Here is a 12,666-nt window from a genome sequence, read left to right as displayed (position 1 = left end):
ATGGAAAATAATGTAATTTAAATCTTTAAAAACTTATGAAAAAATTTTTATTAACAGCGACAATGCTCGTTGGCCTTTCGGCAGTTTCCAAGGCTCAGCAGGGACGTGTGGGTATTAATACCATGACACCTTCCGCAACTTTAGACGTAGTAGCTAATACTGCCGATAATACAAGACCTGACGCCTTATTAGTCCCTCGTATGACAGAAGATCAGTTAGCAGCCAAAAACACTGCGTATGTAGCTGCTCAAAATGGTTCATTAGTATTCGTCACAGCAGTGGATGGATCTACCACAGCTAAAACTGTAAATGTAACAGCACCTGGTTTTTACTATTATGACGGTGCAGTAGACAATGTGTGGAAAACTTTAGGAGCTGGAGCAGTTGCTGCTATACCAACTTTTAGAAACGATGCTTCAGCAAACGTAGCTATTTTAGCTTCTGATGCCAATAACTTTGTTAGATTGACAGGTGGTGGTACTACAACTGCTGTTACTTTACCTGCACCAACTGCCGCAATGGTTGGAAAAGTTTTTACAGTCTTTGAAGTAACTGGAGCAGCAGCTCCTGCTATTCAAACAGCTGGAGGTGTTTATAGAGGAAATAACGTACCGAACGTAAACCCTTTTGGTGGTTATCAATTTATAACAGATGGTACTGATTGGTATAATACAGGTTCTAACTAATTATCAAAAACATTAAAATGAAAAATACATATTTTTTAATCCCATGTATTATTGCAACTTTGCTAGGAACAAAAGTTTCAGCACAGGTAAAGGGTAACCAGACCCTTGGGAACTCGTCAATTAACTTAAGTACAGCTTTCTTTGATGCATCAAGTTCTACACTATGGAACGGGGCAAGTCCTGCTGCAACAAACGTTGGTAAAGGATTTTTATTTCCTAGAGCCGACCTTAGAAGTTTAGTTTTAACGAATAGCGGTTCTTTTTTAGCATCGAATAACCCAAACAGATTTGATGGGATTATCGTTTATAATACCGCTTCAGGTACAACGCCTGCTACTGGATCTGGTATTGGAAATCAAACAGTAGCTCCTGGATTTTATTATTTTTCCAATCCTGGTTCACCAACAACTGTGGCAACAGGTCAATGGATACCATTAGGAGGAAGCCCTAAAGTAAACTTTACGAATTCTGAAGTAGCAACGAATACATTAGTAAACAATGCTCAGGTATATGCCATCAAAGGACAGTTTACTGCTACAGGTAGCTCTACAGCGGTTGATATTCCTTCTCCTACAGGGATGACTGCATTGTACGGTATTACTATTTATAAGGCTGGTACAAACACTGTTTACGACAGAAGTTTATATTCTTATACATTAGCAACCACTGCAGGAAATGCTATTACTGGTTCACCAAGCATGTCAGTAGTATATCCTTCAGGAACTTATGACTATGTGATAGAATACTTAAAATAAGATCAATACTTATTTATATAAATGAAACCAATGAGCAATCATTGGTTTTTTTATTTTAATAAGAATAGTCAACCGAATTCTAAAGTAAGAGCAGTTGTAAAATAGGATAATATTGAGGGGGTAAAAAAACAATTTGGTATTCAATTTGATTATAATGAAGAAGATAGGTTTTGAAATGTAGATCAATCTTGAGAGTTATAAGGAGGAATATTACGTATAATTCAGATTTGATGTTAAATATAGGTGTTAAAGTGAATACACTTCATACTAACAAACAGTCTTAAATAACTTCTATCAAGCCTGTTCTATAAATAAAGCCTCTTAAAAAAAATAGTTTTTTGAAATCATTTAACCTCATTTGGTGGATTTTTACGAATTACGTAAACTTTTGATTATCAGTTGTTTTTGTAATTATACTTTTGAATTTTTTCGTTAATAAGTTAATTATGTTAACTTTTAGCCTGTTTTTTTAACGTTTTTTAACAGTGTGGTTTAAAACCCCTGTTCATAGGAACTTACAGGGTTTGTTAACATATAATTTTGTTTTCGTTAACGGTTTTTAACATATGGAGTAGGGACTTTACAACATTCCTTATACTTTTGCTCCGTCAAAACCAATAAAATTCAAGATGATGAAAAGATTCATTCTCGTAATCATAATGATGATTTCAACCTTAGGTATCTATTCTTTTACAAATAATGCCTTAGATGCGAAGAAAACAAGTTATGCATCGTACTACCACGATAAATTTAACGGTAGAAAAACAGCAAGCGGAGAGATCTTTAGTAATTCAAAGTTTACCGCTGCAAACAGAACGCTTCCGTTTGGAACTAATATTAAAGTTACCAATCTGAACAATGGAAAACAGGTGATAGTGAAGATTAATGATAGAGGACCTTTCCATGCATCAAGAGCATTAGATATTTCTAAAGCTGCGTTCGATGAAATCGGAGATATCAATCATGGTACAATTCCGGTGGAATATGAAATTGTCGACTAAATTTATGATTTAAATTTAAAAAAGCCAGCTGAATCAGCTGGCTTTTTACTTTGTAGTCCTTTTCCTTTTATTTACACATTCAATTCCAGTAAGGCAGGACAATGGTCTGAATGCACAGCCTCTTTTAATATGACAGCCCGCGAAAGTTTGTCTTTTAAAGTATACGTTGCAAAGTTATAATCCAGTCTCCAGCCTTTATTCTTAGCTCTGGAATTCTGCCGGTAGCTCCACCAGGTATAATTATCCGGTTCACTGTTGAAAAACCGGAAACTGTCAATCAATTCGCATTCCTCGATAAAGCTGGTCATCCATTCTCTTTCCATCGGCAGGAAGCCGGAAACGTTCTTTAAACGGACCGGATCATGAATATCGATAGCCTGATGGCAAATATTGAAATCTCCCGAAATAATGAGATTAGGAATCGTTTTTCTGAGTTCCTTTATATAAACCAGGAAATCATGGCAAAACTGCATTTTAAATTCAAGCCTTTCAATATTACTTGCAGAGGGAACATAAACAGAAATTACTGAGTAGCCGTCAAAATCCGCACGGATGATCCTGCCTTCATTATCGTAACTTTCAATACCACATCCGTATTCAATATGATTCGGTTTGATTTTAGACGCGATTCCGACCCCGCTGTAGCCTTTTCTGACTGCAGAGTGCCAATAGCTGTGATAACCGATTTTTTCAAGGCTTTCTATGTCGATCTGGTCGTTTCCTGCTTTGCTTTCCTGAATGCAGACGATGTCAGGATCAGCAGTCTTCAGCCAGCCTAAAAAATCTTTTGTGAAAGCCGCCCTGATTCCGTTGACATTATAGGTGATTAACTTCATGAGTTTTTTATAAAAGATTTAAAATGTTCGTTATATTTTGATGGAATAAATTCAATGATTTCATAATCCGCTAGGTTATTGCTATAGAAAGGATCTTCTTTAATGATATCTTGAATTTCTTCTTTGGACTTTGCATCTGCAAGAATTATTCCTCCTGTTCTGGGTTCTTTTCTGCCCGAAGTGATCAGGTGTCCGGAACTGTAGTATTTTTCAAGAAAATCATGATGTTCCCGGATAAAGTGTTCCACATTTTCCAGGGAAGTTTTATAGGTAAGAGAAATGATAAACATTTTTTTTGCTAAGATATGAAGTCTTTGAGATTATTAAAAGAGACTGGAAAAAAGAAGCGGCAAAAATCAAATGATTTTTGCCGCCCCTGAACCCGAAATTTAAATAAACTATGAGAAAAACTACTTGGGTTCTAAAATACTGAAAGGAATGATGCACTCCTCTAGTGAGATTCCACCATGCTGGTAGGTTTCTTTATAGTAATTGACAAAGTGATTATAATTCTTGGGATAGGCCAGGAAAATATTATTCTTTGCAAAAATATATTTCGAACTTAAATTTCCTTTGGGAAGGAATAATTTTTCAGGATTTGTTATAGCCCACACATCACTGCTGTCGTAGGTTAAACTTTTTCCTGTTTTATACCGGATATTGGTTGAAGTCTCACGGTCACCCACTACCTTGCTGGGTTTTTTAACGTATACCGTTCCATGATCGGTAGTAATGACAAGTTTATAGCCGCTTTCTGCTGCGGCTTTGATGATCTTCAGTAATGACGAGTTTTCAAACCAGTTAAAAGTAAGGGATCTGAACGTCTTATCATCACGGATGAGCTGATCTACAATGTGATTGTCTGTTTTGGCATGTGAAAGGATATCAATGAAGTTATAGACAATGACCAGAAGATCATTGTTTTTATGCTGGTTAAAGTCATCATAGATCTTTTTTTCAAAATCTGCATTCAATACTTTTAGGTACTTCATAGATTTAGATCCTAGACCAATTCTCTTCATCTGATCTTCCAGAAAATCTCGCTCAAATTCATTTTTGTTTCCTTCTTCATTATCATTAAACCATTTATCAGGAAAACGTTTCTCGATTTCAGATGGCATCAGACCTGCGAAAAACGAGTTTCTTGCATACTGTGTAGCCGTAGGAAGAATACTGTAGTAATAATCTTCTGAAATCTTGTTGTAGTATTTTGTGAATAATGGCTCTATAACTTTCCACTGATCAAAACGAAGGTTATCCACCATCAGCAAAAGAACTTTTTCTTTCTCTACTTCAGGTTTTACTTTTTCTTTAAAAAGAGTATGACTCATCAAAGGTTTCTCAGAATCCGTCAACCAGCCCTCGTAATTTTTTTCAATGAATTTGGCAAACTGAATATTGGCTTCCTCTTTCTGCGACTGCAAAAGATCGGAAAACTCATTATCAGCTACCTTATCAAATTTTATTTCCCAGCTCAGGATTTTCTTGTAATATTCCGCCCATTCCTGATATGTTCTGATATAAGAAAGTTCCATAGACAGGTTTCTGAACTCTTGCTGGTACTGAAGAATTGTTTTCTGCTCTACAAGATTATCCTCCTGAAGATTCTTTTTTAACGACAATAAAATCTGGTTAGGATTTACAGGTTTAAGAATGTAGTCCGCGATCTGTGATCCGATGGCTTCTTCCATAATGTGTTCCTCCTCACTTTTTGTGACCATAACAATCTTCAGAGCATTATCTTTCTCTTTGATCATGGGAATGGCTTCCAATCCCGAAATGCCGGGCATATTTTCGTCAATAAGTGTCAACGCAAATTTCTCCGAATCCATTAGTTCCAGAGCCTCGTTCACATTATTGACAGGGGTTACGTGGTAACCTTTTTTTTCTAAAAATACGATATGGGGTTTGAGTAAATCTATTTCATCATCTATCCATAATATCTTTTCCGACATAATTTATTTTTTTACATGGTTATAGCATCAAAATGTTGACCAATTCCTTTTAAATTCTCACAAATTAGAGACAATAAAAGTTAAATATTAGTTAAATGAAAACTTGCTCTGTTACGGCTGATATTCAATTCATTTAAAAACCGGTCTTTATATATAGTAGAGCTCTTTCCAGAACTTCATCTTTTCCTTCACCGATCCCCTTTAATGTGGGCTTTATAATAATATCAGGTACAATTCCTATCCTTTGGGTTTCCCGTCCGTCCGGATAGTACGCTCCCAAACCCGTAAAGCAGGTGTCAAGGTCTGCAATTTTAAACCGGATGATATCACCGTTAGCTCCGGAAGTATTGCTTCCGATGACTTTTGCCTTAGGATGTTGCTTAAACATCATTGCTGTGGTTTCTGCCTGGCTTTGGGTATTCTCATCTACCAAAACTACTACATTCCCTTTATAATAGCCAGGATTCTTTCTGCCGATACTGTTTTTAGCGGTATAAAATTTACTCAAATAATCCGTCTCCGGGAAATTAAATTGATAATAAATTGATTTCTCCGGAAGAATCATTCTGCTTAAAGGAAAAATAGTCAGTTTAGGGTAATTTCTAAGGTCAAATATGATAGAGGTGGTATATTGAAAATCCCTGTACATATCATCAAGATCACCTTTTTCAATAATCCCCATATTGACATAACCTGTTTTTTTGTCGGCATTCAGAAACTTCCACTTTTGCTGAACAGCAGGCTTGTGTCCAATAATATCTTTAAGAAGATAAGTTTTAACTGTCAGGCTGAGATTTTCCCCATTACGCTCCACTTTTAAAGTAACAGAATTGTTATTGCTGAAAAGAAAAAGGTTTTTCACTTTGTTGATCTTCCCCCAGGAATTCGAAGCCGGGACATATTTCCCCAGGCTATTGACGATCTGAGGAATCGTTCTTCCATTGACATCGTAAATGATATCACCCGCTTGTAAGACGTTTTCTTCGTCCAACTGATTACCAATAACCTGAGTGATGATCAGCTTTCCCTCTGCATAAGCATATTCTACAGGAACTTTTCTTCTTCCATACTGATAGGCATTAATAATAGGAGAGTACAAAAAAGCATGGGAATCATCAACTTTAGTCACCAATTCCGCAAGGGCAAGATGATAGCTTTCATCACTTTTGATGCTGATGAACTTCGGAATCATCTCTCTTAAAACATCATTCCAGTTCTCATCCGTCTGATATTTGTATGGGAAAAAATATTCTACCAGATTCCAATACCTGAAAAGCTCCAGAAGACTAATCTGTTTTGATGTAAATTTAGAACCATAAGATTTTTCATTCCGGAAATACACTTTTTTTCCACCACTTCCAAAATAATGATTCCCTCCAAGATTTCTGTTGTTCTGAATGAAAAGAAGCTGGCGGCTTACTTTTTCATCGAAGAGATGATTGTCGCTGAGCCAGCTTAAGTCGAAGTTTTTCAAAAAATAAACCTTTTCTTTATCATGCTTGAGGCATGTGGGGCAGTCTTCAACTTTTCCAAGACTACTGATCCATCTAAAATACAATTCATTCAGCTGAGCTTTATCATGAATACGGTCAAGTTCATCAATTTTCTGAACAAGCTGCTCATCCCAATCGAAATCTCCTTTTGCCACGTGAGGATGGTAATATTTTAAAAATCCCCAAACCTTACCAAGTGATTCCAGCTTTTGGGTTTCAGATAAAGCTTGTGCAGAAAAGGGCATATTTAAAAATGACAGGATGAAAATGAATAGGATTCTCATTGAAGATATCAGTTGATTGAAGTGATCAAAGATAAATGTTAAACCCATAGCACACAAAATTTAAAGAGGCTAGGCTTGATAAATCATCCCGTAAATGCTCAATAAAAGACCTTTGTTAAAAGTCCTCACATATTGTAGTACGATCTATTTTCTTTTTAACAGAGGGTGGTTCGTTTCATTTCTCACCACCTCAAAATACGGCAGATCATCAAATAATTTGGATAAAGTAGAGTATCCATAGGTTCTTGAATCAAAACTGGGGTCGATTTTTCGGATATTGGTACCAAGTGTTGAAATAAAAGCCATGTCATTTTCGTTGGCGGAAATTTCAAATGCTTTTGAAATCGTTTCCTCATCTTTCCTGGATAAGAAGCTTTGAAACTCATGAACTTTAGGAGTGGCAGGCTCTTTTTTCACGGTATCTTCAACTTTATTTTCCTTTACTTTATGGCTTTCAGCTTTTGCTTCTTTTTTAACTTTAGGAGTGATGTTTTCAGTATAAGTAAAGATGTCGCAGGATTTTACAAAAGCTTCAGGCGTTTTTTTCTCTCCTATACCCATGACAAAAAGCCCCTCTTCACGAATTCTTTTGGCCAAACCCGTATAATCGCTGTCACTTGACACAATGCAGAAACCTTCCACACTCTTGCCGTGTAAAATATCCATTGCATCAATAATCATAGCGCCATCCGTTGAGTTTTTTCCGCTTGTATAAGAAAATTTTTGAATAGGACTGATGGAATACAGATTGACAAGGTCTTTCCATGAATTCATACCCTGAGAGGTCCAATCCCCGTAGATCCTTCTGATCGTAGCTTTTCCATATTTTGAAACCTCTTCAATCGTTTCCTTTAATAATTTAGCCTGCGCATTATCACCATCAATAAGAATAGCGATATTAAATTTTTTGTCACTCATAATTGACGTATTGGATGAAAAATAATAAGATTTATATCGATCAATTAATGACTCTGGTAATCGGTCAAAATTAATATCTCTAAAATTAGTGAAATGACCCGACTTATTCCGGAATTTTTTAATTTTCATTTAATTTTAAGATGATGATGAATGAAAATTAAAGAATGCTAAAATTTAAAATCCCTAACTTTGTTTGCTAATATCTACCTTTCAATGCAGAACAAGCTAAAAATCATCAACGACCCTGTTCATGGTTTCATCAGAATTCCACACGAAATTTTATTTGATGTTATTGAACATCCCTATTTTCAGAGACTTCGGAGAATCGGTCAGACTGGACTTTTGAATCTGATCTTTCCGGGCGCCACCCATACGAGATTTCATCATGCACTGGGAGCGATGCATCTGATGTTTACTGCATTGGAAACCCTGCGTCAGAAAGGAATTAAGATCACCGAAGAAGAAGAAAAAGGAGCTATGCTTGCGATTCTGATGCACGACATCGGCCATGGCCCGTTTTCTCATGCACTGGAAAATATGCTGATGGATGACTGGCACCACGAAAAGCTTTCGCTTCTGCTGATGCATAAATTAAATGAAGAATTTGCAGGACAGCTTTCATTAGCCATCGAAATGTTTCAGGGGAAATATCACAGAAAATTTTTCAATCAGCTTATTTCGTCCCAACTAGACGTGGACAGGCTTGATTATCTCAACCGAGACAGTTTTTTTACAGGAGTTTCCGAAGGAAATATTAATACCCAGAGAATTATTTCCATGATGAATGTCTGCGGTGAAGGTGAACTTGTCATTGATGCGAAAGGAGTTTATTCTATTGAAAACTTTCTTACTGCAAGAATGTTTATGTACTGGCAGGTGTATTATCATAAGACTTCGGCGCTGGCAGAATTTCTTTTGGTTAAAATTTTGGAAAGAGCTAAATATTTGGTTTCTCAGGGGATGGATCTGCCTGCAGGGGAAAATTTGAAGTATTTTCTGCACAGAGCCAAAAGTTCAGCTACCGATGAAGATATTTATCGATTTAACCAGCTTGATGATAATGATATAATTCATGCCATGAAATCCTGGCAGAATTCAGAAGACTTTATTCTTTCTTATTGGTGCCAGTGTGTGATTCAGAGAAATCTTCCAAAAACCGTCATTTCAACCCGTCCGTTTGATCCCGAATTTGTTGAAGAAAAGATAAAAAAAACCAATGAATTTTTCGGAATTGATAATGGAAAGGAGCTTGTACACGAGATTAAAAGAAAATTATTGCCCTATGACACCGAAAAGCAACCTATTTACCTGCTGCAGAAAGACGGTAAAAAGATCAGGCTGGAAGAGTCGCAGGACCAGCTGTTGTCCGGGCTTATGGTGCATAAGACAGCCCGGTATATTCTTACCTTTCCAAGAGATATTTCTCAGACAATTTCTTAAATATTATTAAAATTCACGTTCCGAAAACCAAAAAATGTTTGCGAATTATAGAATTTCTTATCTTTGCAGAATATGGAATTTACAGCTTCGCAAATTGCAAGTTTTATTGACGGACAAATAATAGGCGACGAAAGTACGGTTATTACAGGGGTTTCACCAATTGAGAATGGTGAATCAGGGCATCTTTCTTTTATAGCACAGGATCGATTTTCTCACTTTTTAGATACCTCTAAATGCTCCGTTATTATTGTTTCGGAAAAACTTATTGATAAAGATAAATACAATCCTACCTTAATTGTTGTAAAGGATGCATACCTTTCGTTTCAGGTCTTAATGAATCTGTATCAGGAAATGCAGGGAAGAAAAGAGGGAATCGAAACCGGTTCTTCTATTCATGATACCGCAGTGATCGGAGAAAAAGTCTATATAGGAGCATTTACTTATGTTTCAGAAAAGGCTAAGATTGGAGAAGGTGCGCAGATTTATCCCCACGTGTATATCGGTAAAGGCGTGAAAATTGGTAAAAACTGTAAAATAGACAGTGGAGCCAGAATCTATGACTATTGTATTATCGGTGACAACTGTGTGATCCACTCCAACACGGTGGTGGGTGGCGACGGATTTGGTTTTCAGCCAACGGCGGACGGATTCAAGAAGATTCCCCAGCTAGGAAATGTGATTATCGAAGACGACGTGGAAATCGGCTCAAATTGCAGTATAGACCGGGCAACAATCGGTTCCACCATTATTGGAAAAGGAACGAAAATCGATAATCTGATCCAGATTGCCCATAATGTAAAAATCGGGCAGAACAACGTAATTGCAGCTCAGGCCGGAATTGCAGGATCTACAACGATTGGAGATTGGAACCAGATCGGGGGTCAGGTGGGAGTGGTTGGCCATATCAAAATTGGCAACCAGGTTAAAATTCAGGCTCAAAGCGGTGTGAATTCCAGTGTCAACGATAGAGAGACACTGTATGGATCTCCGGCAATAAGTTATAATGACTATCTTAGAAACTATGTACATTTCAGAAATTTCACTGAAATTGTACGAAGAATAAATAATCTTGAGGATACCTCAAAAGATAAAACTAATGAGTGATATGCAAAAAACACTCCAGAAAGAAGTAACGCTTTCCGGAATTGGCCTTCATACAGGTAAAGAAGTAAAACTTACCATCAAACCTGCTAAAGAAAATACAGGTTTTGTGTTCGTAAGAACAGATCTAGAGGGAAGTCCTCAGGTAGAAGCTGATGTTAATTATGTAGTAGCAACAGAAAGAGGAACAACATTAGAAAAGCTGGGCGTGAAAATTACTACCTGTGAGCACCTTTTGGCTGCATTAGTGGGATGTGATGTAGATAACGCTGTTCTGGAAATGGATGCGTCAGAACCTCCAATTTTAGATGGATCATCAAAATTCTTTGTTGAGGCTATTGAAAGTGTAGGTATCGTAGAGCAGAATATTGCCAGAGAGTATCTGGTTATCAAAGAAGTTCTGAGCTACTCTGATCCTGCGTCAGGATCGGAAATTACGATTATTCCTTCAGATACTTACGAAGTGACTACGATGGTAGATTTTGGAACCAAAGTTTTGGGAACCCAAAATGCCACTCTTAAAAATATTTCAGAATTTAAAGACGAAATTTCTTCTGCAAGAACATTCAGTTTCCTACATGAACTTGAAATGTTGTTGGATCATGGATTAATCAGAGGAGGAGACATCTCTAATGCCATTGTATATGTGGATAAAGATCTTACCCCTGAGACCACAGAGAAATTAAAGAAAGCTTTCGGAAAAGATAATGTTTCTATCAGACCGAACGGTATTCTGGACAATCTTACATTAAACTATCCAAACGAAGCTGCAAGACATAAATTACTTGATGTAATAGGTGATCTGGCTTTAGCTGGTGTAAAAATAAAAGGTAAAGTCATTGCAAATAAGCCTGGGCATTATGTGAATACCCAGTTTGCGAAAAAACTGAACCGTCAGTGGAAACTTCAGAAAAAGAAAAACGTGCCAGATTTTGACCTTACCAAAGAACCTGTTTTTGATATCAACGGGATTATGCGTCTTATGCCTCATAGACCACCATTCCTACTGATCGATAAAATTCTTGAACTTTCAGATTCTCATGTGGTAGGCCTGAAAAATGTGACCATGAATGAGCCTTTCTTTGTTGGACATTTTCCCAAAGAGCCGGTGATGCCTGGAGTACTTCAGGTAGAAGCCTTGGCACAGACCGGAGGTATTCTTGTATTGGCAAGTGTTCCGGATCCGGAAAACTATTCTACTTATTTTATCAAAATTGATAAAGTGAAATTCAAGAAAAAAGTAGTTCCAGGAGATACTATTATTTTCAAAATTGAATTGATAGAACCAATCAGAAGAGGCATTGTACACATGCAGGGATATGGATATGTAGGAGGTACTGTGGTTGTAGAAGCAGAGTTAATGGCTCAAGTTGCAAAAAATAAAGTTGATTAAATGATTCATCAATTAGCCGCCGTAGATAAACGCGCAAAAATCAGCAAGAATGTTATTGTAGAACCTTTTACTACAATTGCAGGGGACGTGGAAATAGGAGAAGGAACCTGGATCGGACCAAATGTTACCATCATGGATGGAGCTAGAATAGGAAAAGATTGTAAAATCTTTCCGGGAACTGTAATTTCTGCCATCCCTCAGGATCTAAAATTTGACGGGGAAGATACACAGACCATTATTGGAGATAATACGACTCTGAGAGAATGTGTCACTGTCAACAGAGGAACCAAAGCGTTAGGATTTACCAAAGTCGGCAGCAATTGCCTTATTATGGCAACTTCTCACATTGCACATGACTGTATCATTGGGGATAATGTGATCATTGCTAATGGATGTGGTATTGCAGGACACGTAGAAATAGGTGATTTTACCGTTATGGGAGGATTATCTGCAGTACAGCAGTTTGGCAAAATCGGAAAACATACCATGATCTCCGGAGGATCTTTGATCAGAAAAGATATTCCACCGTATGTAAAAGTAGCAAGAGATCCTATTTCTTATGCCGGGATTAATTCTGTAGGACTGAGAAGAAGAGGATATTCCAACGAGAAAATCTTTGAAATTCAGAAGATATACAGAGCTATTTTCCAAATGAAAATGAACGTTTCGCAGGCTCTGGCATTCATTGAAAAAGAAATGCTTCCAACCGCTGAAAGAGACGAAATCCTTCAGTTTATCCAAAACTCTCCGAGAGGTATTGTAAAAGGGTACGGAACCAGCAAGGAAAGCAACTAAACGTAAAAA

General features: G+C 37.1%; 12 protein-coding genes. 7 read left to right on the top strand and 5 right to left on the bottom strand.

Annotation, left to right across the window (positions count from 1 at the left end):
* Nucleotides 1-35: 35 nt before the first annotated feature.
* The 3 genes from BW964_RS13975 (at nt 36) to BW964_RS13965 (ending at nt 2,442) form a co-directional block, all read left to right on the top strand.
* Entirely contained in the window at nt 36-686 is a 651-nt protein-coding gene (locus tag BW964_RS13975) for a hypothetical protein (RefSeq protein ID WP_076508101.1), read from the top strand.
* 17 nt (nt 687-703) lie between these two features.
* Nucleotides 704-1,441, top strand: a complete 738-nt coding sequence (locus BW964_RS13970; protein ID WP_076508100.1) for a hypothetical protein — start codon at nt 704-706, stop codon at nt 1,439-1,441.
* Between the two features lie 629 nt (nt 1,442-2,070).
* Nucleotides 2,071-2,442 (top strand): septal ring lytic transglycosylase RlpA family protein, encoded by a 372-nt coding sequence (locus BW964_RS13965; RefSeq protein ID WP_073336540.1) that lies wholly within the window; start codon nt 2,071-2,073, stop codon nt 2,440-2,442.
* A 71-nt stretch (nt 2,443-2,513) separates the two neighbouring features.
* Here the strand turns inward: BW964_RS13965 and BW964_RS13960 are convergent, their stop codons facing one another.
* The 5 genes from BW964_RS13960 to BW964_RS13940 form a co-directional block, all read right to left on the bottom strand.
* On the bottom strand, nt 2,514-3,278 hold the full coding sequence (locus BW964_RS13960) for an exodeoxyribonuclease III (RefSeq protein ID WP_076508098.1): 765 nt from the start codon (nt 3,276-3,278) through the stop codon (nt 2,514-2,516).
* Nucleotides 3,275-3,568, bottom strand: a complete 294-nt coding sequence (locus BW964_RS13955) for a YciI family protein (RefSeq protein WP_076508097.1) — start codon at nt 3,566-3,568, stop codon at nt 3,275-3,277. The genes BW964_RS13960 and BW964_RS13955 overlap by 4 nt, the downstream gene beginning before the upstream one ends.
* A 120-nt stretch (nt 3,569-3,688) precedes the next feature.
* The gene (gene porX, locus BW964_RS13950; RefSeq protein WP_076508095.1) at nt 3,689-5,233 is read right to left on the bottom strand and encodes a T9SS response regulator signal transducer PorX; all 1,545 of its coding nucleotides are present in this window, start codon (nt 5,231-5,233) and stop codon (nt 3,689-3,691) included.
* Nucleotides 5,234-5,366: 133 nt separating this feature from the next.
* Nucleotides 5,367-7,010, bottom strand: coding sequence for a S41 family peptidase (locus tag BW964_RS13945; RefSeq protein ID WP_076508093.1), 1,644 nt, complete (start codon nt 7,008-7,010; stop codon nt 5,367-5,369).
* Nucleotides 7,011-7,154: 144 nt separating this feature from the next.
* Nucleotides 7,155-7,928: an NYN domain-containing protein gene (locus BW964_RS13940; protein WP_076508092.1), complete on the bottom strand. Its 774-nt coding sequence runs from the start codon at nt 7,926-7,928 to the stop codon at nt 7,155-7,157.
* A 213-nt stretch (nt 7,929-8,141) separates the two neighbouring features.
* Here BW964_RS13940 and BW964_RS13935 point away from each other — a divergent pair, with 213 nt between their 5' ends.
* From BW964_RS13935 to lpxA, 4 genes are all read left to right on the top strand, one after another.
* On the top strand, nt 8,142-9,368 hold the full coding sequence (locus BW964_RS13935; RefSeq protein ID WP_076508090.1) for an HD domain-containing protein: 1,227 nt from the start codon (nt 8,142-8,144) through the stop codon (nt 9,366-9,368).
* A 72-nt stretch (nt 9,369-9,440) separates the two neighbouring features.
* Nucleotides 9,441-10,472, top strand: a complete 1,032-nt coding sequence (gene lpxD, locus BW964_RS13930; protein WP_076508088.1) for a UDP-3-O-(3-hydroxymyristoyl)glucosamine N-acyltransferase — start codon at nt 9,441-9,443, stop codon at nt 10,470-10,472.
* Entirely contained in the window at nt 10,465-11,862 is a 1,398-nt protein-coding gene (locus tag BW964_RS13925) for a bifunctional UDP-3-O-[3-hydroxymyristoyl] N-acetylglucosamine deacetylase/3-hydroxyacyl-ACP dehydratase (RefSeq protein ID WP_076508087.1), read from the top strand. Before lpxD ends, BW964_RS13925 begins: the two co-directional genes overlap by 8 nt.
* Nucleotides 11,863-12,657, top strand: a complete 795-nt coding sequence (lpxA, locus tag BW964_RS13920; protein WP_076508085.1) for an acyl-ACP--UDP-N-acetylglucosamine O-acyltransferase — start codon at nt 11,863-11,865, stop codon at nt 12,655-12,657.
* Nucleotides 12,658-12,666: the final 9 nt, after the last annotated feature.

This window comes from Chryseobacterium shigense (genome assembly GCF_900156575.1).
In the GTDB taxonomy this organism is placed as follows: domain Bacteria; phylum Bacteroidota; class Bacteroidia; order Flavobacteriales; family Weeksellaceae; genus Chryseobacterium; species Chryseobacterium shigense.
The sequence above is the reverse complement of the archived record's forward strand: the minus strand, read 5'-3'. Positions and strand labels throughout refer to the sequence as shown.